This is a genomic window from Flavobacterium alkalisoli, assembly GCF_008000935.1.
In the GTDB taxonomy this organism is placed as follows: Bacteria; Bacteroidota; Bacteroidia; order Flavobacteriales; family Flavobacteriaceae; genus Flavobacterium; species Flavobacterium alkalisoli.
On the sequence record NZ_CP042831.1, the window covers coordinates 1,349,384 to 1,372,462 of the forward strand.

The window sequence follows — 23,079 nt, forward strand, 5'->3', positions numbered from 1 at the left end:
TTATGATTTTACATTGATGGTAACCGGTATGGTATAATTAGTCCTTACTAATTCACCATTCATTTCACCCGGAGTCCATTTTTTCGGTATAGATTTTAATACTCTTAATGCTTCTTCTCCTAAACCGTAACCGGGGTCTCTCAATATTTTAATATTACTCATAGACCCGTCTTTCTCAACAATAAACGAAACAAATACCTTTAAAGTTTTGTCTTCTTTTATGTCAGGAATGATAAAGTTTTCAGTTATATAATTATAAAAAGCCTGCATGCCTCCGGGGTATTCCGGTTGTTTTGTTAGCCCGGCAACATTGCGTATAACATCTGAGTCTGAGGCAGACTTCGATGGGATTTCTTTTTCTTCAGCTACTTTTACAACTTCCGTCTTTTTAACCGATGGTGGAATTTTTTCTGCGTCCTTTTTCTCGCTAACTGCTTCTTTGCTGTCTGCTTCATTAGTAACAGGTTCACTGTTGCTTACTTCTACATCGTTGCTCTCAACTTCGCTATTTGCTGCAGCATTCGATTCAGTTTCGTTGTTCTTGTTTGTTTCGTTGTCTGCACAGGAAATTAAAAACAGTCCTGCCATAAGTGGGACTATCAGTAATTGTTTACCCAGTGCCTGTAATTTAGGTGTGGTTTTAGTCATCATAACAAATCGTTTTTTAGTTATAGAAAAGTTTATGTTGCTGGCCAGTGCAACAGAATCTCCGGATGCTAGTTTAAGTAACAGGCTTTGGTAGCCTGTTGTATTATGATTTGTAGTTATTACTGCTTCATCGGCCAGAAACTCATGGTTGAGTTGTATGGCCTTTTTATAGAAGTAAACTACAGGGTTAAACCAAAAAATGGTTTTTAATACCTCTGCAAGCAGGATGTCCATAGTATGCTTTTGGTTTACGTGTGCTAACTCGTGCGTGTAAAGATCTTTTTCAATAGCATTTTTAGTATGGTCATCCCCGCTTACAAAGATGTAATTAAGGAAGGTGTGTGGTAAGGTTTTATAAGGAAGCAGTACTAGTATTGCAGTCTTATAACTTATTTTTTTGTTGTTTTTAATTTTTTTAGCGAATGAGAGAAGGTTTCTTGCAAATCGTATAAGGAGGATTGCTGTAATTAAGCTGTAAACATCTATAATCCATTGCAAAAGTCCGAAGGTTTGCATTTTTTCACCCAAGGTAACTTCCTGTAACAGTATAGTAGGCATTTGGCTAACTGTTGTTGCAATGCTGTTTGTTGTTTGCGGACTATAACTTAAAAATGGAATAGCTAATGAAAACAGCAGGCTAAATAACAGGTAGAACCTGTTAAAACGATGCATTTTTTCTTTTTCCAAAAGCAGCCTGTACACCAGTAGGAGTACTGCCATGCTTATTGCCGATTTTATAAGAAATTCGCTCATTACTTTGTTTTAAGATTTTTTTACTCTTAAGGTTATTGGAAGTTTGAAGAGACTTCTGACAGCCTTACCGTTTTTTTGACCCGGAATCCACTCAGAAGGCATTTCTTTTAACACCCTTATGGCTTCTTCACCTACACCATATTCCCCTCCTTTTTCTATTTTAAAGTTGCTCATAGTGCCGTCTTTTTCGATAACAAAAGACATCTCGGTTATTATTTTTACATCTTTATCAACTTCAGGAATATTAAGATTGTTTCTGAAGTAATCATAAAACTTTTCCTCGCCACCAACGTATTGTGGCTTTATATCAAGTTTTTTTACCGGATATATTTTTTCTTCCTGGTCCTGATATAATTTTACTTCCTTAAATTTTGAAAAAGGCTGTTTTGCGGCTGTTATATTAACAGGATACAGTATGCCTGTGCATGCAATTGCTATTATTGTTTTTTTGTTTAATACGTTTAATAAAGGATTATTTTTAAGTGTCATAAATTTTATAATGATGATTGTTATTTTTTCTTTTGTATCTCCTTGTCTATAATGGCTCTTAGTTCTTCCAGCTCCTTTGTACTCATGTTAGTTTCCTTGGTGAAAAAAGAAGCAAACTGAGAGGCAGAATTATTGAAGAAGTTTTTTATTATCCCGTTCACCTGTTTAGAAAAGTAATCCGACTTTTCTACCAAGGGGTAGTATTCCCTTGATTTGCCAAACTCCTTATAGCCTACAAAGCCTTTTTCGGTCATTCTCTTTAAAAGTGTGGCAAGAGTAGTGGGAGCAGGTTTGGGTTCAGGAAACAAATCCATAAGGTCTTTCATGAAAGCTTTTTCCAGTTTCCATAAAAGTTCCATTACCTGTTCTTCTGTTTTTGTAAGTTGCATGTTCTACAATTTTAGAATTGTTTCTACAAATGTAGAATAAAATTTAATATGTGCAACTTTTTTAAATAAAAAATCCACCCAAACAAGGGTGGATTAGTGAGTTAGTTAGTATTAAGGCACGGTGTGGCTTATACTATATAGATAATTTTTTTGTGCTAAAGGTTGGGAGCAAAGCAAAAAAAAACGCCTTTACGGCGTTTTTTCACACATGATAAAAAAAATACTAATAGGTAAGGTGGTTTGTTTATGTTTGAGCTTAACCTTTTTTAATGTTTATGCTAAACGGTAAATTATAACTTGTTCTAACAGGTCTTCCGTCTATTTGCCCCGGAGTCCATTTTTGTGTAAGCGAACTAAATGCTTTTATAACCTGTTCGCTAAATCCGTAACCTGGATCGTCTATCGCCTTAATGTTAGAAAGTGTACCGTCTTTTTCTATTACAAACGAAATATTTACTTTATAATCGCCTTCAGGTATTGCCTGTTTAACTACAAATTTCCTGCTTATCTGAACATAAAATGCCTGTGTGCCACCGGGAAACTCCGGTTGTTTGGTAAGCTTCTCCGGACTGAAAACCCTGTTAAAGTTTATATGGTCTGTTTGCAGGCTGTCATGTTCCTTTTTAATGGTAAATTCTATTGTTTCAGATTCTTTACTTTTTAGTTCTTCACCTTTTAATGCTGTTGTCGGCAAAGTTGTTTTTTGGGCAACAGGAGCCTCTTTTTTAGCAGGCGCCGGTTCTTTCTTTACGGCAGCAACTGCAACCGGTTCTTTTTTAGGCTCAGGTTTCTTAGGCTCTTCCTTTATAACCGGTTTCTCTTCCGGTATGTCAGCAACTATCTGTTTTTCTTCAGGAGCCGGATCTGTAACCACTGGCTCATTTATTATTTGTTGAGGTTGTTCAGTTTTAATAACTGCAGGTTCAATATTTTCTTTTTCTAAATAATTAAAAATAACTATACTGCCGGCAATGGCTATAACTCCTGTTGCAATAAGTGCTTTATACATAACCCCTTTTCTAACCATAGCAGGGTTAGGGGTAATGTTAAGTTGTTCTTCTATTCTAGACCACAACTGATCCCCCGGCGGTTCGTTAAACGAATCGCTCCGATCCTTAAAATGTTTAAACAGTTCGTTATCTTTCATAGTTTACTGCTTTTGGGGTTAGTGAGCTAAAAAAAGTTTTTTTTAATTTCTCTTTTGCATAGCTAAGCTGCGATTTTGATGTTCCTTCGCTTATTCCAAGCTGTTCAGCAATTTCAGCATGCTTATAGCCTTCTATAGCATACAGGTTAAATACTATTCTTGCTCCTTCAGGCAGGTAGTTCAGCATTTTTTCAACATCATCACGCCAAAGGTCACTGTCATTATTTAATACCGGTATGGATACATCATCCGTACTCACTTCATTTTTAAAATTCGTCTTTTTTCGTAACTCCATAAGGCAGCAGTTAACAGCTATCCTTAAAATCCAGCCTTCAAAACTTCCCTGGTTATTGTACTGGCTTATTTTTTGAAAAACAGTAAGAAAAGTGTTCATAACCATTTCTTCGGCACGCTCATGGTCTTTCATGTAACGTTTACAAATACCCATTACCTTAGAGCCATAGGTTTTGTAGACATGATTCTGTGTGAGCCTGTCCTGTTTTTTGCAGCCTTGTATCAATTGCTGTTCGGTCATGTATCAGTTGTTACTGTTCTGTTCCGTTTTCTGTTGCTATTTCTATGTTGCTGTATATCGGTTTTACGACTTCCTGTCCGTTGCAGTCTATAAATCCATAAAAACCATCTTTTTCGACCATTATCCATCCGTTAGGATTTTTGTCAGACGTATTCATCGATTCATATTGAGGTTTACAAACCTGATTGCCATCAATAAGGCTTATAAGTCCTATAAAACCATCCTTTTCTACAACTGCTGTATCCGGGCAGTAAATGCCAAAATCTGTAATATCATCATATATTGCAGGAACTATTTCCTGTCCAAACTCGTCTATATAGCCTGTAAAGCCGTCTTTTTCAACCTTAATCCAGTTTTCCGGTTTGTTGTTGCTTTTTTCCTGAGCACCAACTGCCGAAGATAAAATAACTAAGGTTGTAATAAAAATATTTCTCATAAAAATAAGGTGTGGCGTTGAGATCTTATTTATAAAGATGCAGGTGTGAAAAAAAGGGTTGGAATGAAATAAAAAAAATCTGCCTTTTGAGCAGATTTTTTTATTAGGAAAGATGAGGTTATTTGCTCATCTCTGTAAAATGCTTGTAAAATAAAGGAATTGTCTCAATACCTTTAAGATAATTGAATATGCCGAAATGTTCGTTAGGGGAGTGGATAGCATCACTGTCTAGACCAAAGCCCATCATTATCGTTTTGCTCTTAAGTTCTTTTTCAAAAAGAGCTACGATAGGAATACTTCCTCCTGAACGAACCGGAATTGGCTTAACGTTAAAACTTTCCTCGTAAGCGGCAGCAGCGGCCTGATACCCTATACTGTCTATAGGGGTAACATAAGCCTGACCACCATGATGAGGAGTAACTTTTACCTTTACACCCTTTGGAGCAAGGCTCTCAAAATGTTTGGTGAACAGTTCTGTTATTTCTTTCCAGTCCTGGTCCGGTACTAAACGCATAGATATTTTTGCGTAAGCTTTGCTTGCAATAACCGTTTTTGCACCTTCTCCTGTATATCCACCCCAAATACCGTTTACATCAAGTGTAGGGCGTATAGAGTTTCTTTCGTTTGTTGTGTAGGTTGCTTCGCCATATACATCGTCAATGTCAAGGGCTCTTTTGTAAGCTTCAAGAGAGAATGGTGCTTTTGCCATTTCATCCCTCTCTTCGCGTGATAGCTCTTCTACTTTATCATAAAAACCGGGAATGGTAATATGGTTGTTTTCGTCGTGAAGCTGAGCAATCATTTTAGCTAATATGTTGATAGGGTTAGCTACCGCACCACCATATAATCCTGAATGCAGGTCGCGGTTAGGTCCTGTAACTTCTACCTCTACATAGCTAAGACCTCTTAATCCTGTAGTAATTGATGGCTGTGTGTTAGATATCATTCCGGTATCCGAAATTAATATCACGTCATTTTTAAGTTTTTCCTGATTGCGCTCCACAAACCAGCTTAGGCTTGGTGAACCAACTTCTTCCTCGCCTTCAATCATGAATTTTACGTTACACGGCAGGTTGTTGTTTTGAGTCATGTACTCAAGTGCCTTAACGTGCATGTACATTTGCCCTTTATCATCACATGCCCCGCGTGCAAAAATTGCACCTTCAGGGTGAAGCTCAGTAGTTTTTACAACAGGCTCAAAAGGAGGTGATGTCCAAAGATCAACCGGATCTGGTGGCTGAACATCATAATGCCCGTATACTAATACTGTTGGAAGGTTTGGATCTATAATCTTTTCGCCGTAAACAATTGGGTAACCCGGAGTTTCGCAAAGCTCAACTTTGTCGCAGCCCGCTTTCTCTAAACTTTCTTTTACGGCTTCGGCAGTGTTTACAACATCCTGAGAGTAGGCGCTGTCGGCACTAACCGACGGTATTTTTAATAATTCTATCAGTTCGTTAATAAATCGGTCTTTATGCTGTCCGACATAGCTTTTTATGTTATCCATCTTAAAATTAATGATATAGAATTGATGTCCAAAAATACAAAAAAATAAATTTAAAAAATTTTTCATTTTTTCTTTGATTGTTTGAAACTAGTCGTATATTTGCACCCTCTTAATGAAACAAACTATTAGTTTTATTATCGGCCTGCGGGTGTGGTGAAATTGGTAGACACGCCAGACTTAGGATCTGGTGCCTCACGGTGTGTAGGTTCGAGTCCTATCACCCGCACAAAAAGCCTCTGATTTTCAGAGGCTTTTTTATTTCTGTCCCTTTCCAGTTTTCTATCTCATTATTTTCAGAAAATTTATTTCAAGAAGTCGTTCAAATTTACTTTGAAGTTTAAAAACTATGCGTATATTTGCAGCCGTAATAATGAAACACACTATTAGTTTTATTATCAGCCTGCGGGTGTGGTGAAATTGGTAGACACGCCAGACTTAGGATCTGGTGCCTCACGGTGTGTAGGTTCGAGTCCTATCACCCGCACAAATAGATAAGCCTATTTACTTGAAATATAGTGGATAGGCTTTTTTTATTGGAATGTTTTCCCCTGAAAAATACCCTATTTTATTTTTCTGGCTATATCTGAACGTGGTTGTATCCTATTGTTTGTTTCTAAGTCTAAATGCCCGTTAAGATATGAAAGCTTTTTTATATATAGGTCTTTGATTGTGTTAAATATTTAGTTAAAACATAGTTAAAAACAGATGTGATTTTCTTTTTGGATTAGTTTTAAGTGTTTCATAAATAATAGATTAACTATTTTTTCAGATTTTAACACTTACAGCCTGTCTATTGTCTAATCCCTTGATTTTTCGTATCTTTGCAATCGAAAATTTAAATATTTTCTTTTCATTCCCCAACTTTCTGATGCATCACCAAAGTTGTTAGTACCAAATTTTTTTTAAAACCAATCTTCCCCTAACTATACTATCCGTAGGGGTGGGTAATTATTGACTATATATTATGGCACAAACGGTAACGATGCTTCATTTAACGAAAGAAGAACTCAGGGCAGAAGTAAGAGCAGAAATTTATGACTTGATAAATGTGTTAGAAAGGAGGCAATGTCCACCTTGCAATGAATCTAAACCAGAAATAAAGCTATTTTACACGAGAGCAGAAACTTGTAAACTACTTAATGTGTCTTTGTCAACCCTCCAAAACTGGAAAACACAGCATATTTTAGTGCCAAACAAGATTAAAGGAAGGGTTTTGTATTCAAAACAGAGTATAGATGATTTTTTAAGAATGTCAGCTTAGGTAATTCTTTGTATTGTTTTGATATACCATTAAAGTAAGTTGTTGATTTCCTGTGTCATAACGGTTGTTCCCCTTTTCCCCTATACTATAATTTTAATAATCCTTTATATGGCTATAGTCATGCAGGTATCGCTATGCCAGAAATATAATTATATCATGTTAGACTATGTTAAATTTAAGGTTCTTGAAAGGGAGTCTTTAGAGAATCATATTAATCATACACGTATCGTCGATTTAAGTACATCCCTGAACCTTTTCACGGGAGAGGAAGAAAGATGTCCACTAAAGGGTAAATATTTCAATATGGATGTTGTATTGACTTGTAAAGGGGCTTATGTCGACGGTAGTATTCATATCCTGCAAAATCTTTTAAAAGGTGGGGAGAAACAAAATTATAATGACCTCAGTTTTTACTCAGCAAGAGAAAGTGTAGGTCATTTAATTAAAGTTCTGGGAATTAATAAAAAAACTTCCTTAACTAACCTTGAATTTGGCTTAAATATTTGTATATCAAAAGACCCAAAGCAATTTTTAAAATTTAATCTGCTAATGTATGATTCTCATGGTCATAGCAAAGATTCACCTTTTCGTGGTAGAGGAGATTACAAAGAATACCAAAGGACTGACTACTACATAAAGGTTTACAACAAGTCTAAACATTACGGATTTAAAAGTAATATTCTCCGTCTTGAAGTCAAGATAATACAAAAAAGAAAGCTTCAGAAGCTCGGCATATTTTCACTTGAAGACCTGCAAAAAGAAGATGTTATTAGAAGACTTTATTCGTTTATGTGGGGAGAATTACAAAAGCTAAACATAATAGATGATTATAGAAGCATAAATATGACATTAGAAGACATGAATAGACTAAACGAGTATACCAATCCCAATTACTGGAATATACTTCGTAGAGACCGTACTAATAAGGTTGTAAATGACAGGAAAAAGAAATTTAAATCTCTCATTATTAAATATGGACTGGATACTATTCAGAAAGAAATACTTTCAAAAGTATCGGATAAATTTAACCAGATGATGGAAGTTCCAGAATCTAATTTAAAAATGGCTGCTTAGGGAGTGAATGTCAATTATAGCAGGTACGACAAACCCACCTTTCTACTGGTGGGTTTTCACTACAATGTTATTTGTTGAAATTTCTTGTACTCCATAAATTTTTCCCAATTACTGAGAGCTGGCGATTCAGCAAATCCTGTATCTGGATTCATAGAGACTATTTGAAAACCTCCTTGCTTTATAATGGGAGTGTGGGGTTTGTAATTTTCTCTAAACTCGTCATACATTCCATTTAAAACCAATGAAATGTCTAAAAGAGTTTCTTTTATCAGTTTAAAAGAGGCAAAAGTTACACAGTAATCTAAATCCTGGCTAATTATTTTTTTAAGATTAGATTTTATTTTTTCGGAGCATTCAAATTGAGTAATTACTTTTCCTCTTCCGGATTTTATTTTTAAAGAAACATTTGCAAAGGAAGTAGATTTTTTCCTATGGATTAGCTCTGCTCTGTAATCATTAAACTTGCTAACAAAGTCTGCGTCAACCTTTTTAATATTTGCAACAAATTTCCTGCCTGAAAACTCACCGTTCGGATTATAGCAATGCTTAACTAATGTAATCCATTGAAGCTTAGTTTGAGGGTTTTTTCCAAATACATATTGGGTTAACATCGCTAAATAATCGAAACAAGAAGACAAGTGAAAAATAATACTGTCGTATATTGCCATTATTTCATCCGCAGCATTTTCAAAATACGGATTACTTCCCCAAAAGCCATCAAAACACGTTGGGTCTTTTTCCAACATTGCCGTAAATCTTCTTTCAATTTCAGCTTTTTGTATAAGTAATAAATAGAAATGGAGATTAGCGCTCCTTATTCGGTAGTTTATACTGTCCCTTAATTCATAAATTTCGACCTTCCCTTTTGCAGCATCTCCAAAAACATTATTAATATGATATCCATAATCATGAGATAATGCCATGAACCCTTCATATACTATTCTAATAAGCTGTTTAATTTCTTCTAAGCATTCATTCGGATTATCAACGAAGATGATTTTTTTCATAGCAGAAATAATTTAATATAGTTTAAATATACTAAGTATACTTGTTTTTTAATATCAAATAAGCCGTTGGTTTTATTTCCTGATATAATGAATAATGATTTTTAATCATTCTTTTAGATAAAAAACATACAGCTTTAATCATTACAAAATTTCCTTACTCCTTCACAGGCTTTTTGGTCGCCTAAATTACAAGCCTGATGTAAATATACACAAGCTGAAAACTCGTCTCCAGTTTTACCTGCAACAATTGCACATTTCATTATGGCATCAATATGAGTTGGGTCTAATTCTATAGCATGTTTGTACGCAAATAAAGCATCTTCGTACTTATTCATTTCTTGGCTTATATTGCCATAAATATACCATGAGTCAACATCTTTATTGTTATACATTATAGACTCCTCTATTTTGTATTGGGCATTAAGCAAATTTCCCTTATTGATTAAAAGTTGTAGTGCTTCTTTTTTTAATACCATAGCCTTAACTGTATCTCGTTCAGGAACAATTGGAGTCATATTTAGGCCTCCTGCTGGTTTTTCAACTTCTTTTTGAACTGTATCAGTAATAAAGATTGTGTCCCTGATTATCGTAACGTTATTAGGGTTTGTGTGAGAATTTTGGCAGGACACAATTATCATGACACATGAAAAAAGAATCAGTAAAATTTTCATTATTGTTTAGTGTATATTGCCTGTATAGGAGTGTAACATTGTATTTGTGAATCTGAAATTTTATGAAATTCATAAGCAGTAGTGTTACTGCCTATAGTTATTTCTACAGAATATTCATTATCACTTATATTCTCGTCTACATTAGTAATAACGTTTGTATCCTCATACAATTCAATAGTTTCTTTGTTACACGTGAATATTCCAATAGATTTTAAACATAGGTCATCTGAAGTGAATTTAAAACCATAATCTGCATTGTTTTCTAATACCCACTGCCCCTGAATCCATGCAGGAGGATTAATTATTGAAGTATGGCTTGCAGAGCTATTATCGTCTGAGCCTGAACAGCTGACGATTAACAAAGCTAAAATAAAAAGTAATAAATGTTTCATAAGGTGTAATTTGTTGATTTTTCAAATATAGAAATATTTTGAGTACATAAAAGTATCCAAACTGTTTTTTAATGTTTACACCTTTGAAATATGGAGATTTCAGAGGACAAATTCCTGAGTGATTTGGGTATCCGAATCAGACAATTGAGAGAACAAAGAGAGTTTTCTCAGCAGGATTTAGCTGATTATTGTGAAATTCCTAAAATACAAATACAAAGGATAGAACTGGCTAAAATCAATACTACTATAAAGACTTTGGTTAAAATAGCAAATGCATTGGGGGTACACCCACGGGACTTATTTAGTATTTAGCCAGTCAGTTGAAATATCATAAATCTCGCCCAGATTATTATATTGCCTACCAATAAACTTCCCATCAATCATACTGTCATAAAGTAAGCCTAATTTGTTTAATGGTGCCTTATTTTTACTAAAAGGATGTTCAAATAACCAATATGGAGCAACAGGGATATTGTGAGGATAAATTTTCATTATTAATAGCGCTGTTAAATTAGTAAGCCTGGCTCCGTTTTTGTCCAAAAATACACCATCTCTAAGCCGTTCATATTTCTCATCTCTGTTTTTTGGATTGGTAGACCACGTATAAGCTGCCGAACCTAAAACCGCCTGATTAACATCAGTAGTAGAAGTCACTTTTTCGGTAAGAGCATTTACAGCAATTATATAAGGCTTTTCCAATTTACCATATCTTTTAGCTTTTTCAGAGATTGCGTCTCTTAGGGATTCTTCACTTCCTCCCCACCATGTCTCAATTGGTAGCACACCTATTGGGTGTTCAATAAATTCATTTCGCTTTTCAGGTATTACTGGTAATAATTTTAATATGATGTGTATATCTTTGTCCTCATATTCTATTTTCGGAATATATTTATATCCTTTATTGGTAATTATTGTAGTAACAATTTCAGGGTCAAAATTTAAACTTTCTATTTCAATTTGCTTTAGTAGTTTTTTTGTACTCGGCTGTATATTGCTTTTAAAAGAAAGTTTATCAATGCCTAAGAAAAAATTTTTAATTTTTACTTTGGATAGTGAATCGTAAAATTGATTCGCTTTTCTTTCTAAAGCTTCTTGTTTATGTGATTTATCCTTTACTACTTTGGCTTCAACATAAGCTTCAAAATCATGTTTTGTTATAAGAAAATCAGGTCTTTTAGATGTCTCCTCAATATTTGGATGTATAGTTACATTGTAACCAAGTTTTTTAAATAACGTATATAAGGAGAGCTCGTGAAAAGCAGAATCAAAGTCTTTTTTAAACCTTTCTTTTAGTTCTCGTTTTTCTTCATCGGGTAATTCCGCAAACCATTTATTAAGAATTGTTCTTATCCTTCCTATATCTTCTCTTGCACTATTATTGTAGTAATTATAAATATTTTCATTATACAGTGCAGGGTCAATAGATTGTCTCGTAATTTCTTCAAATAATTCCATGTAACAATTAGATATAATAGCTGTAACCGCAGTTAGTATTAGTTAAAGTCATCTTTGCAATTTTAACCTTATCTCTATTTTCCATTATAGGGTAAAAGGTTTCTAAGCGTAAATAATCTTCCTTCAAGTTACCTTTTACATACCTCGTTAATCGCTTAAACCATATGGCATAATCTGTTTCATTGAATCGAAAGAAGATATATTGTTTATTAAAGCTGGTAGGGGGTATGTTTTCGTTATAACATCTTAGTAGTTCATACAAAACTGTTGGTAAGTTTTTATAATCAATCATCATGTCTAAATGATAACTTTTGGTTTGATGTTGTTTGATTGCTTGTGAATAATGTCTAAAAACTGTATGAACATATGTATATCCATTTATCACAATTGATTCATTATTTATACTTATACTTTGTTCAGTAAATGATTGTTCCTGATAATATTCTTTTACAACCAGATAGATGTATTTTCCATGCAACACAAGCGATTTTTTTAACGCCTCATGATATCTGCTGCCAGCAAAGGTTCTTTGACAATATTTTCGTAATTCTTTTAATTGTTGTCCAGTTTCTTTAGATATATAGCCTAATAAATTGTCTTGATTTTGCTTGTTTTCTATAAATTTTAGCCATTCTTGATATTCTTTATGTAAATATTCAACATCTACTTTCTTTTTATGTAATGGTATCTCGCCAAACGCATCTACAACCTTTTTATGTCCATTAACATCTAAAAAATACATCAGATAAGTATTGGTAAAGCAATAATTCTTGCAATAGTTTAATTCCTTTATATTATAAGCTCGTTTATTACTACCCTCTTCTCTTAAAAGTTTAACTACGCTACATAAATAACTTTCTTCAGCTAATGTTAATTCTGTCCCATTTTGAGCTTCAGTCAATAGTTTTTGCACATACTGTTGATGTAAAACCCTGTCCTCGCTAAACTTTACATTATTGAGTTTTTCTCTCGTGTAAATCATTCTTAATAAGTTGTTGATTATGCAATATTAACAAATTCTTCATTCCATGTCTCAATAAGTCAATTTTGTACTCTGTGAATAACGTGCTTCGGTGAGTAATATAGACATCTTTTAGTCTATATGTTTATGCAGCCGGCCTGTCCGTACTTGATATAGTACAGGTCGGGAGTGAAAGCGATTTACTGTTTTTTTGAAATAGCTATGGCGCAGTTAAAGAAAGTAAAAGTGCGAATTGTTTGCGTTAGAAATCTATTTTGTGTGTCATATTTTCAATATATTAGCTTAATTAACAAAATATTTATATGCCTGATATAATCAAAAATAAGAAACTCACAATAACAGTTGAGTATTGCAATGAAGGCGGTTCTCCTAACTATGAAATTTATACTTCAGCAATAATAAATCGTGGTGGTGAAATCAAGGAATATAGTAGTAAAGATGGATTTGTTGAAAAAGATGGTGAATCGGTTTCTATATTTTTTTTAGCAAATAAAGCAAAAAGAGATTTTTACATAAATCTTCTTCAGAATAAATATGGCGAAATTGAAAACGTAGTCTTTCTTACAGGAGCAGGCTCCTCAGTGAATGTTGGTGTTCATAATAAGGGATTAACAATGGCAGGTCTTTGGTCATTGCTCGATACGGAACATAAGGATTGTTTGGCTAAATTAATTACAGAAACAGGACATGATTCAGCAATACATGATTTAGAGGCTCTACTTTCTTTAGCTGGTATGAAAAACATAGTTGAAAAGGGAACATTAAATACTGAAATTGATACCGTAAAAAGTTTTATCGCAGATAAATGTAGTTTAGAATTACCTGCAACTGCATCACATAGAGAATTTTTAAGAAAAATAACTTTAAGGCCTCAAAAGTTTCCAAGAGTTAAATTGTTTACATCAAATTACGACACATTATTTGAACAGGCAGCACGAGAAGAAATGCTCACGATTATGGATGGCTTCACCTTTTCAAATCCAAGAGAGTTTAATGGAAAATACTATGATTATGATATAATTGAAACAAGGCATAATAGACAAGATAAGAGAGATAATATAATATCAAGATTATTCTATCTGTTTAAGATGCATGGCTCTTTAAATTGGGAAAACAAATCAGGAAGAATTATTCAGTCTGATGAAAATTCAATCCCAGTACAAAATCGTGTTATGATTTTCCCTCAAGACAGTAAATTTGAACATTCATATGAGCAACCATATTTTGAAATGATGGCTCGCTTTCAACAAGCATTAAGAACTGAAAACACTTTGCTAATAACTATTGGTTTTAGTTTCTATGACAAGCATATATCATCAGTAATATTAGAATCTCTCAAGCAAAATCCCTCGTTAAACCTTTTAACTTTTACCTATCCATTTTTAATTAACTATGATAAGGATTCTCAAAAAGAACTTTACAATATAGCATCTCTACAAAGCAGAGTATCCTTAATTGTAGATTCTTTTGATGATTTTGTTAGCGCATACCCTGAAAATCATGCACATAAAAGGTTCGACCTTTTGACTGAGCTAAATGAAAACTTAAGGAAACTTAATACAGATAATGATGCTTAAAGAGTCTAATCCTTTTTCTGACGGTCTATTTGTTGGTTTTGTTACTTCAGTGTCACCAACTGTAACACAAGTAACTTTCCCCTCATCTTTGTTGCTAAAGAAATTTTATAGTGCTGATAATAGTTTTCATGCTTTAACAGGCGAATATGTTATTATTGAAGGGGCAGGAAACGGCTTCTTAGGAAAGATTACTGAAATTGCACTCCCAGAAAATGAGAGATTGGAATTGACTGAAAATAAATTTGAAAAACAATCTTTCCATCCAAAGGGCAAAATAGAGATATTACTTTGTTTTGATAATTATATATTGAAAGCAAAAAAAGGACTTAATGAATTACCGCCTGTTAGTGCTAAAGTATTTCTTTGTTCAAATGAGTTTTTAAACTTTCTGATGAAAGATTTTGGCAATAAAGCAAAGGTTTCATCAGTATATATTCCTTTGGCTACCTTGCCAAGGGATACTTCGCATGTAATTAATATCTCATCACAATCTCTTTTTGGAAGGCATTGTGCAATAGTAGGTACAACTGGAGGGGGTAAAAGTTGGACAGTTGCTAAATTAATTGAAGAAGTTCAAAGTAATCATGGCAAAGCAATATTAATTGACGCTACAGGTGAGTTTAAGAAATTAAGCGAAGGCAACAATAAGGTGAAACATCTATCATTTAATGATGTTCAAAACCAAGTGTATCTCAGCTATAAAAATCTAAAAGAATCTGACTTAATGGCAATGTTTCGTCCAGCAGGACAAACTCAGTTACCAAAATTTCAAGATGCTATCAGAAACTTAAGATTGAGAGAGGTTATAGCTACAGATACATCTCAACGTCATACAGAACCCTGTATAGCAGAAATATTGAGCTTTGTCGATAGTGGTAGCGCAGTATGTATTGATAAAAGGCATAGAAGAAGGAATGCGTTTTCTGAAGCATATAATGTTTTCCCTGAAGTAAATAGGGAAGACTGTTATTTTGATATTAACGAATTAATACGTCAAATACTTTTAGAGTGCGTATATGAATTTCCCTCAACAACAGGAGTACCCTTAACTTCTTACGGAGGATATAACGAAAGAGACTTAGCAAACTGTCACTCCCTCTTATCAAGGATAGGGACAGTAATACGAAATAAAAACTTCTCTTCAGTTTTTGGTTTTAACCTTCCAACCGGAATTTCAGAATTAACTTCTGAAATACAGGATTTTCTAAGCCCAAATAGCGAGATAGACATACTTATTCTCTCAGTAGAACATGTGTCTACTGAAAATAATCTAAGAGAGATACTGGTAAATGCCATTGGAAGATTATTATTAGAAATGGCTATTGCCAAAAATTTTAAGCTATCTGCCGGGGAACAAGGAAAAAAGAGTCTTTTATTATTTCTTGATGAAGCCCATCTCTTTCTAAACAAAAAAATTAAAGATGAATATTCAATAGAAGTGGAACTCAATGCTTTTGAAAGAATAGCAAAAGAGTGTAGGAAGTATGGACTCTTTCTTGTTATTTCCACACAAATGCCAAGAGATATACCAAGAGGTGTATTAAGTCAGATGGGGACTTTTATTGTTCACCGATTGATTAATCAACAAGACCGTGAAGCTATAGAGTTTGCCTGCTCGGATGCTAACAAAAGCTCATTGGCTTTTTTACCTATATTGAGTTCAGGTGAAGCACTACTGACTGGCGTTGACTTTCCAATGCCAATGATTATAAAAGTTATTGCACCAAATGTTAAACCAGATTCTGAAACTCCTATAGTATTATAGTGTTATTACATTATTCTCCACATTAATACAGGCGATTTTTTATGTTTAATCTCCTACAAAAAAAAGACAGTAACAGTATAAATAATAGTTATAACGTTTTTTATAAAAGTTATGTAGATATCTAAGTACCGACCAGTGAAATTGGTGTAGGGTTAGGGGAGAAGTTTTTCTCCTCCCCCCCTCTCTTTTCAAATAATAATTACTTGCTTTATGCCGCTTTTCTCTGATTCACCCAATGTGCCCTTAATTTTTCTGCATGTTCTTTTGGAGTGATTTTTATATATGCTAAAAATTGTGATTCTGTAACATGCCCAGTAATCTTCATTATAGTGAGAGTGTCCAATTTGCCATAATGATTTGTAGCAAAAGACCTTCTACATGTATGTGATGAAACAAGTTCATGCTTAGGATAAATACCTTTTTTCTTTCTATGGATTTTTGTTATTTTTTCATTTATCCCAACCACTTCAACAGGTACTATTTTTGCTCCCTCAACCTTTTCTGTTATTCCTGCCAGTTTACAGGCCTCTTTGATGTACTTGTTAAACTTCTGTTCACTTATCTTTCTTGGTAAGCCTGAGAGTCTATTTAATATCTCTTCTACATGGTGATGAACAGGAATAATAGCAGGATAATCAGTCTTTTTGTTTACGTTGTATATTAACCCGTCTTTAATGTCTTCGAGTCTTAATTTTAGAAGGTCAGAAACCCGTAAACCTGTCCAAACACCAATTATAAGCCAGTCCCTTGCGTTAGTTAGATAATCCTGTTCGAACTTATGATTGTAGATTTTATCTATTTCTTCTTCGGTTAAATAAACATCATTAGTTTCATTGGTTGGAGAGTAAAAATCAGAGAGCTTATAATCTTTAGATACATTGTAATCTTTTTGGTCGGCAGTTCGGCAAAAGAGTTTAATATTGTCTATATATCCACCAATAGTATTAGGATTTAGATGCTGTTGTTCCTCTAAGAAGAGTACGAATTTGCCATGAAACTTTATGTCAATATCTGTGAGTTTTAGTTTTTTGCCCTCATACGACTCAAACTCCTGTATTTTTATGAGTGTTGTTCTGTAATGTTGTATTGTACGTGATGAAATAGTTGTCCCTCTTTTGTTTTTCTTATTCCTTGCTTCTTCTATGAACTTAGTTATGTAGTGAGCAAAAAATACCTTATTGTCTATTTCAGGGTTATAAGTTTCCCTGTTAAAAAAGGAGCTTATCTTTTCCTTCAGCCATCTACTGGTTATGATTTGGGAATCTAATTTTGAAGATTGAAACTCTTTGAGAATATAAGTATTAAATTCTTTTAATTTTATGTTTGCTGCTTTGTAATCCATTTCTGCGGTAGATAATATCTCCTGTTTTGATGAACTCCATCTGCCTTTTGGGGTTTCAATACCTGTTGATAATTCAAAATCAAACTGTTTACCTTGTTTAAATCTGTAATAAATACTGTTCCAGTCTTTGTCCGTTTTTACTCTATAATTTCCTGTCGCCATAGCTATATTTAAAGGGTTAAAATTCTACTTACAAGTTCCGATTTTTCTTGTAGGATTTGTGTCAACATTCCCCCAATTTTTCCCCTAAAAAGGTTGTTCGTGGTTGAATGTTGTTGCATGTAATTACATGTATTTATCCTATCGTGACTTATAAAACAGTGCTTTAGGAGTACAACTTGTATTTTGTAAAACGTCATTGTATGGTAGGTTCTACTTCTATCACCCGCACAAAAGCCTCTGAGCAATCAGAGGCTTTTTTATGTCCTATTTCTTCCAGTTTGTTTTTTAAACACGTTAATAAGCAGGGTATTATTAATTAGCCAATCAAAAAAGTCCGTAAATTAGTTAGTGCATACAAAAGCAGATTTAATCACTAACTTAATTCGTCAGGCTATGTCAATAATTAAAAAACCAACCAGAGCAGTAATTTTGGGAGGACTGTTTTTAGTAATCCCGGTAATACTTATTATAATACTTGTAGGCCATGCGGTAGAAATTATCGGACCATTGGGTAAAAAAGTCAGCAGTGTTTTAGGTATACATTCCATTTTTGGCGCTGCAACACTCACGGTAGTATGTGTTTTTATAATTCTCTTCTTTTGCTATCTGGCAGGAATGCTCATACAGTTTGGGTTTGTGCAGCAATGGGGAAAGAAAATGGAGCAGCAGCTTTTTTTGATAGTACCCAGCCTGCAGGTACTTAAATACCGACTTATCGATGAAAACCAGGCTGCCGTGAAAGATACATGGAAAGCAATTTTGTTGCGCGATGGTGATTTCTATCTTCTTGCATTTATTACAGATGAAGGCGATGATAAATATATGAGTGTATTTATACCTGATGCTCCTAATATGGGAGGTGGTGAAATACGTTTTCTGGAAAAAGCATTATGTGAATATGAGCCTATATCCATGAAAATTGCCATGAATGCATTAAACAGTTTTGGTGCTTCCGGAAGGCCTTGGGATCATATAGCTAAAAAATAAAAAACAGCCGCAGGATATGTTTCCTGCGGCTGTTACCACTCTAAATTACTTAAACTCTATATTCTTATTTATATATTATTGAGCAAAGAATAATGAGGCAATATCAGTTGCCTGTTGTCCTGTAAGTATTTCGTCAAACGATTCAGGTCCTGCTGCTGCCGGAATTGCCGGTCCGTTTGTAGCCATTACCGATGCCGTATTGAAACCGGCCTGTATTGCATTTTCCTCTCCGTCATAAACGGCCTGAGCTGCTTCCGGTAATCCGCCGCGATCACTACCTACAATCCATCCTTTTTGCCCTCTTAGTCTTCTTATCTGTGATGCATGTCGCGCTTCTACAGAATGTATCTGTAAACCTGCGGTAAGCAAATCTCCGTTAGACATTAAATTACCAGCCTGCCCTTTATAAGCACGAACCCCTGTATCTTCAAAAGCCTGAGAAAGTGCTAAGAAAGTAGGATAGTCGCCAAATGTATCAAAAGCTCCGCCTACGGTAAAATCAAAGTCAGGTTTCATTGGAGCCATATCACCAAGTGCAGATGCAAGGAATGCAACGTGTGCCGACTCATGCTGCGATATTTGAGCTATTATAGCCTGGTCTGCTGCCGGAATCAGTCCGTTTGTGTCCAGTGCCATTTGGTAAAATTCGTCTTCAAGGTATTCCAGTATTAGTGCCAGCTGTAAAGCTGTTGTTGGAGTGTCCTGTGTAGTCATAAAAGCGGTTGCTGCTGCATTGGCTTTTGTAGGTGCCAGTACAAGTGATGCTATACCAAAAGGAAGTGCGGCTGTTGCCATGTTTTTTCCTAATGTTTTAAACTGGCTGAAACTATCTCTTCGTGAACCTTTACTGTTTAAAAGATTATCATCAGTAAACGACTCTATAAATTTTATAATATTCATAATCCTGAGTTTTAATGTTAATAATTAAGGTAAGAACTGTGCTGTAAAAGGAGTTTGTACAACACCCAGGCTGCCTACAGCTGCAAGTATTTGAGAAGGCATTTGTGCCAGGTCAAGACCGTTAGCGTCTATTACGTCGTCGCCTGCAAAATCTGCAGATCCCGGATTTAAAAGGCTTCGTATTGCCGAAGCGTGCCTTGCTTCTACCGAAACAATTTTACCTGCTATAACAAGATAATCAGGAGTAGTGATATATCTACCGGCACCGTTGTAAGCGGCTACACCTGTATCTTCAAGTGTTTTGGCTGTATTAAGTACCTGTAGCCTATTGCTAAAGTTAAGGTCACCATAGTCAAAGTTAAGATCCGGAAGTAATCGATCAGGGTCATTTAAGGCTCCTGTTAAAGCTGCCCTGAAAAACTCACGGTGTATAACTTCATGATTGTATAAATCGGTTAAAACGGTTTGCTCTTCACTACTGAAAACACTACCAAAATTATTTCCGTTTACTACTCTTGTATAAAAATCGGCTTCAAGCTGTTCTAAAGCATAAGCATAAGTAAGAATACCTGCGTCTCCACCGCCAAGGTCAAATACACCGTTTCTTACTCCGGGAAGCTGGTTGTCTACCGGTGGTGCCATTCCGCCGTCATCGTCGTTGTTGCATCCGGCCAGTACAAGACCTGTTCCTGCAATGGCAAGCCCGCTGATTTTAAGGAAGCTTCGCCTGTTGGTCAGGTTAGATTTTACTTCCTCAACTTTTACTTTTTTCATAATTAAAGATTTTGAGGTTAATAATAATTGCTTTTACTGGTCTAGGATTTTATGCTCATGTATGATTTGTCTCTTTACTTACGCCAAATAGTTTGGGTTGGTTTTTAGTAGTTTGTAATTTTTGTATTTTTTTAACAGTTTTAATAATTAAAAACTATGTTTTTGATTCATTCTATCGCAGTTGTAAGGTCTTACTTGTTTTTAATTCAATGAGTTAGGGGGGAGGGGGTGGCGTTTATGAGAGAAGTCTTCATAATGAAGAATTTGTAGTAAAAATGATGTTTTTTGTGATTTTTGAGTTGGTTTTACTCTTTTTATTGCAAAAACAACGCTTATCAATTCAATTTTTTTCGTTTCTTTACAGTAAGAATTTATCCGCAAAATATGAAACCAAAAGCTACATTAAAACAGATTGCAAAAGAACTTAACGTCTCTGTATCTACAGTGTCTAAGGCTTTGAGTAACAGCCCTGAAATTAGTGAGCCTACAAAAATAAGGGTGCAGGAATTTGCCAAGCTTAAAAACTATAAGCCTAATAATATGGCTGTAAACCTTAAGAATAAAAGGTCTAAAACCATTGGGGTCATTATACCTAATATTCTTAATCCGTTTTTTGCTAAGGTTTTTAGCGGTATAGAAAAGGCAGCAAACGAAAAAGGGTATAATGTAATTACCTGTATCTCTAACGAGTCGTTAGAAAAGGAAATCCATGCTATGGATATGCTTAGTAACGGTACTATAGACGGTTTTATACTTTCCATTTCTGAAGAAACCCAAAAAGAAGGGGAGTTTAAGCATTTTAAGGAAGCTATGGCCGATGACCTGCCTATTGTTATGTTCGACAGGATTTCTGATGATGTTGCCTGCGATAAGGTTATTGTGGACGACTTTGACTCTGCAGTGTATGCCATGAACCATCTTATAAAATCTAAATGTAAAAATATAGCCCTTGTTTCTACCATAGATAACCTTAGTGTTGGTAAATTAAGGACAGAGGGATATGTAAAAGCACTTAATGATAATGGGTATAAGGTAAATGAAGCAATTATGCTGCATACTGATAATACGGAAGATTTTGATGCGAAGCTTCAGCCTTTATTTGATAATAATAAAATAGACGGAGTTTTTGCATTGGATGAGCATGCTTCTGTTATGGCAATGAAAACCGCCATTAAAAAAGGATTTAAAATTCCTGAGGAGCTTTCTATCATCGGTTTTGCAGATGGGGTATGGTCAAGAAGGCTTACGCCGAGTTTATCTACAGTTAGCCAGCACGGACCTGAAATAGGCGAGGCTGCTGCCGAAATGCTTATTAACCGGCTTGAAGCTAAAGAAGGTGAAGAACCGGATTATGAAACCCGCATTATTAAAACAGAACTAAGACAAAGGGAATCTACCCGAAAATTATAAAATAAAAAAGCCTCCTGAATAGGGAGGCTTTTTTATTTTTATTAGGTTTTGATTTACTCTCTGGTAAAGTTAAATTCCATACCTCCCTGTTTTAAAACAAAACTGTTTTTATCCTTAAACACGATGTTGATGCTGGCAGGGTTAAATACAAATTCATTGTCGGCTACCGGTGTTAACGGAAACTCACTTTGTCCTGTAGCCTGTGCCATAAGTCCTTCCTCTGTATAGGTGAAGGTCATTTTTAAAGGAATGTCTTTAGAGGCAAATACACCCACATATCCTTTTAATATATCTGCTGAAACCGCAGCTGTTTTTAGGTTAGGAAGCGGATAAGGTATCTTATAGTAGCAACTAAGCACGCCTACCATTATTTCATCAAGGTCATAATTGTTGCCGTTTTTTATAATGGATATCGCCATCTGCTCTTTAGGGTAATAACCCAATACCGATGAAAACGATTCTATACCGCCATTATGTCCGTAAAAATGACGCTCTCCAAACGGAAATATAAACATACCTTTGCCATACCCCATGTCCATTTTTTTCATCTGCTCAAGCGATTCCGGTTTAATTATTTTGCCGTCAAAAAGAGCCTTTATGAATTTGGTAAGGTCGTTAGGGGTAGAAAGCAATGCTCCGGCAGCATAAGCTATTGAGCTGTCCCATTCGTCCGACTGTATCCATTTTCCATCCTCAAAATGGTAAGAGTAAGCCTCATTTCTTTTAGGGTTGGTTTTAGAAAAGTAATAAGTGTCCTTTAGTTTTAAAGGGTTTACTATCCTGTCGTTTACATTGGCTTTGTAGGTTTTCTTTGTAATGTCTTCTATTATAAAACCAAGAAGTATATAGTTGGAGTTGCTGTACTCGGCTTTTTCACCCGGTTTAAATGCAGGCTCATAACTCATTATCCTTTTTAGCAATTCTGCTTTGGTTTGGGGAGAAGTAGTGTACTCCATAAACTCCGGTGCATCGGTATAATTGTATATGCCGCTTTTATGATTAAGCAATTGGCCTATGCTTATACTGTCTGCATTTTTTACATCAGGATAAAACTGTGAAAGTTTTGTGTCAAGGGTAAGCTTTTTGTCTTCAATCAGCTGGAAAACGATAGCTGCCGTAAACATTTTTGTTATAGACCCTATTTTGTATTTGGTGTGGGTGGTGGCCTTAATGCCATTTGCCACATCGGCATAGCCGTAAGCACTTTCAAAAACCACGTCATTCTTTTCCCTTATGGATACAGATCCCATAAACCTGTCGTTAGAATAAAAGTGGTTAAGCAGTCCGTCTATCTTTTCAAATTTGGGTTCTGTCTGGGCAAAGCATTGCGCGCCTGCCACAATAAAAAATAAAAATAAAGCAGTCTTTTTCATAGTTGTTGGTTTTCCTGTTTGACGTATAAAACGTAAAAACGTT

Annotated in this window: 23 protein-coding genes and 2 tRNA genes; 9 read left to right on the forward strand and 16 right to left on the reverse strand. The window is 34.9% G+C overall.

All coding sequences use genetic code 11. From position 1 onward, the window contains the following. From FUA48_RS05975 to FUA48_RS06005, 7 genes are all read right to left on the reverse strand, one after another. Positions 1-1,401: a M56 family metallopeptidase gene (locus FUA48_RS05975; protein ID WP_147582699.1), complete on the reverse strand. Its 1,401-nt coding sequence runs from the start codon at positions 1,399-1,401 to the stop codon at positions 1-3. Between the two features lie 9 nt (positions 1,402-1,410). Beyond that, positions 1,411-1,890 carry an energy transducer TonB gene (locus FUA48_RS05980; protein ID WP_147582700.1) on the reverse strand — a complete coding sequence of 160 codons (480 nt, stop codon included), beginning with the start codon at positions 1,888-1,890 and terminating at the stop codon, positions 1,411-1,413. 20 nt (positions 1,891-1,910) lie between these two features. Continuing rightward, positions 1,911-2,279 (reverse strand): BlaI/MecI/CopY family transcriptional regulator, encoded by a 369-nt coding sequence (locus tag FUA48_RS05985; RefSeq protein ID WP_147582701.1) that lies wholly within the window; start codon positions 2,277-2,279, stop codon positions 1,911-1,913. A gap of 256 nt (positions 2,280-2,535) precedes the next feature. After that, positions 2,536-3,426, reverse strand: coding sequence for an energy transducer TonB (locus FUA48_RS05990; protein ID WP_147582702.1), 891 nt, complete (start codon positions 3,424-3,426; stop codon positions 2,536-2,538). Further along, positions 3,416-3,961 (reverse strand): RNA polymerase sigma factor, encoded by a 546-nt coding sequence (locus tag FUA48_RS05995; RefSeq protein ID WP_147582703.1) that lies wholly within the window; start codon positions 3,959-3,961, stop codon positions 3,416-3,418. Before FUA48_RS05995 ends, FUA48_RS05990 begins: the two co-directional genes overlap by 11 nt. A gap of 10 nt (positions 3,962-3,971) precedes the next feature. Further along, the gene (locus FUA48_RS06000) at positions 3,972-4,397 is read right to left on the reverse strand and encodes a WG repeat-containing protein (RefSeq protein ID WP_147584959.1); all 426 of its coding nucleotides are present in this window, start codon (positions 4,395-4,397) and stop codon (positions 3,972-3,974) included. 118 nt (positions 4,398-4,515) lie between these two features. Continuing rightward, positions 4,516-5,904, reverse strand: coding sequence for a dipeptidase (locus FUA48_RS06005; protein WP_147582704.1), 1,389 nt, complete (start codon positions 5,902-5,904; stop codon positions 4,516-4,518). 144 nt (positions 5,905-6,048) lie between these two features. Here FUA48_RS06005 and FUA48_RS06010 point away from each other — a divergent pair. The 4 genes from FUA48_RS06010 to FUA48_RS06025 all read left to right on the forward strand — a co-directional run bounded on the left by FUA48_RS06010 (position 6,049) and on the right by FUA48_RS06025 (position 8,239). Continuing rightward, positions 6,049-6,130, forward strand: a tRNA-Leu gene (locus FUA48_RS06010). Between the two features lie 176 nt (positions 6,131-6,306). Further along, a tRNA-Leu gene (locus FUA48_RS06015) sits at positions 6,307-6,388 on the forward strand. A gap of 498 nt (positions 6,389-6,886) precedes the next feature. Then, positions 6,887-7,165: a helix-turn-helix domain-containing protein gene (locus tag FUA48_RS18665; RefSeq protein WP_205729436.1), complete on the forward strand. Its 279-nt coding sequence runs from the start codon at positions 6,887-6,889 to the stop codon at positions 7,163-7,165. Positions 7,166-7,321: 156 nt separating this feature from the next. Next, positions 7,322-8,239, forward strand: a complete 918-nt coding sequence (locus FUA48_RS06025; protein ID WP_147582706.1) for a hypothetical protein — start codon at positions 7,322-7,324, stop codon at positions 8,237-8,239. A 59-nt stretch (positions 8,240-8,298) separates the two neighbouring features. On the opposite strand, the gene FUA48_RS06030 is transcribed toward FUA48_RS06025, so the two are convergent. From FUA48_RS06030 to FUA48_RS06040, 3 genes are all read right to left on the reverse strand, one after another. Continuing rightward, positions 8,299-9,246: a hypothetical protein gene (locus FUA48_RS06030; protein WP_147582707.1), complete on the reverse strand. Its 948-nt coding sequence runs from the start codon at positions 9,244-9,246 to the stop codon at positions 8,299-8,301. Positions 9,247-9,380: 134 nt separating this feature from the next. Then, complete coding sequence (locus FUA48_RS06035) at positions 9,381-9,917, reverse strand: tetratricopeptide repeat protein (RefSeq protein WP_147582708.1); 537 nt, start codon at positions 9,915-9,917, stop codon at positions 9,381-9,383. Continuing rightward, positions 9,917-10,309, reverse strand: a complete 393-nt coding sequence (locus tag FUA48_RS06040; protein WP_147582709.1) for a hypothetical protein — start codon at positions 10,307-10,309, stop codon at positions 9,917-9,919. Before FUA48_RS06040 ends, FUA48_RS06035 begins: the two co-directional genes overlap by 1 nt. 90 nt (positions 10,310-10,399) lie before the next feature. On the opposite strand from FUA48_RS06040, the gene FUA48_RS06045 reads away from it, so the two are divergent. Further along, positions 10,400-10,621, forward strand: a complete 222-nt coding sequence (locus FUA48_RS06045) for a helix-turn-helix domain-containing protein (protein ID WP_147582710.1) — start codon at positions 10,400-10,402, stop codon at positions 10,619-10,621. Here FUA48_RS06045 and FUA48_RS06050 read toward each other — a convergent pair. Together FUA48_RS06050 and FUA48_RS06055 are read right to left on the reverse strand one after the other, a co-directional pair. Then, the gene (locus tag FUA48_RS06050; protein WP_147582711.1) at positions 10,607-11,764 is read right to left on the reverse strand and encodes a hypothetical protein; all 1,158 of its coding nucleotides are present in this window, start codon (positions 11,762-11,764) and stop codon (positions 10,607-10,609) included. The two genes, FUA48_RS06045 and FUA48_RS06050, sit on opposite strands and share 15 nt — an antisense overlap. A 7-nt stretch (positions 11,765-11,771) precedes the next feature. Continuing rightward, positions 11,772-12,746, reverse strand: a complete 975-nt coding sequence (locus FUA48_RS06055; RefSeq protein WP_147582712.1) for a hypothetical protein — start codon at positions 12,744-12,746, stop codon at positions 11,772-11,774. 302 nt (positions 12,747-13,048) lie between these two features. Here FUA48_RS06055 and FUA48_RS06060 point away from each other — a divergent pair, with 302 nt between their 5' ends. Both FUA48_RS06060 and FUA48_RS06065 read left to right on the forward strand, forming a co-directional pair. Next, positions 13,049-14,323, forward strand: coding sequence for an SIR2 family protein (locus tag FUA48_RS06060; RefSeq protein WP_147582713.1), 1,275 nt, complete (start codon positions 13,049-13,051; stop codon positions 14,321-14,323). Beyond that, positions 14,313-16,088 (forward strand): ATP-binding protein, encoded by a 1,776-nt coding sequence (locus tag FUA48_RS06065; protein ID WP_147582714.1) that lies wholly within the window; start codon positions 14,313-14,315, stop codon positions 16,086-16,088. The genes FUA48_RS06060 and FUA48_RS06065 overlap by 11 nt, the downstream gene beginning before the upstream one ends. Before the next feature lie 208 nt (positions 16,089-16,296). Here FUA48_RS06065 and FUA48_RS06070 read toward each other — a convergent pair whose 3' ends face one another. Beyond that, positions 16,297-17,592: a tyrosine-type recombinase/integrase gene (locus FUA48_RS06070; RefSeq protein WP_147582715.1), complete on the reverse strand. Its 1,296-nt coding sequence runs from the start codon at positions 17,590-17,592 to the stop codon at positions 16,297-16,299. Between the two features lie 393 nt (positions 17,593-17,985). Between FUA48_RS06070 and FUA48_RS06075 the strand changes: the two genes are divergently transcribed. Continuing rightward, entirely contained in the window at positions 17,986-18,579 is a 594-nt protein-coding gene (locus tag FUA48_RS06075; RefSeq protein WP_147582716.1) for a DUF502 domain-containing protein, read from the forward strand. A gap of 75 nt (positions 18,580-18,654) precedes the next feature. Here FUA48_RS06075 and FUA48_RS06080 read toward each other — a convergent pair whose 3' ends face one another. After that, positions 18,655-19,479 (reverse strand): ferritin-like domain-containing protein, encoded by an 825-nt coding sequence (locus tag FUA48_RS06080; RefSeq protein ID WP_147582717.1) that lies wholly within the window; start codon positions 19,477-19,479, stop codon positions 18,655-18,657. A gap of 24 nt (positions 19,480-19,503) precedes the next feature. After that, entirely contained in the window at positions 19,504-20,256 is a 753-nt protein-coding gene (locus FUA48_RS06085) for a ferritin-like domain-containing protein (protein WP_147582718.1), read from the reverse strand. Positions 20,257-20,637: 381 nt separating this feature from the next. Between FUA48_RS06085 and FUA48_RS06090 the strand changes: the two genes are divergently transcribed. Next, positions 20,638-21,663, forward strand: coding sequence for a LacI family DNA-binding transcriptional regulator (locus FUA48_RS06090; protein WP_147582719.1), 1,026 nt, complete (start codon positions 20,638-20,640; stop codon positions 21,661-21,663). Between the two features lie 53 nt (positions 21,664-21,716). Here the strand turns inward: FUA48_RS06090 and FUA48_RS06095 are convergent, their stop codons facing one another. Beyond that, positions 21,717-23,036 (reverse strand): serine hydrolase domain-containing protein, encoded by a 1,320-nt coding sequence (locus FUA48_RS06095; protein WP_147582720.1) that lies wholly within the window; start codon positions 23,034-23,036, stop codon positions 21,717-21,719. Positions 23,037-23,079: the final 43 nt, after the last annotated feature.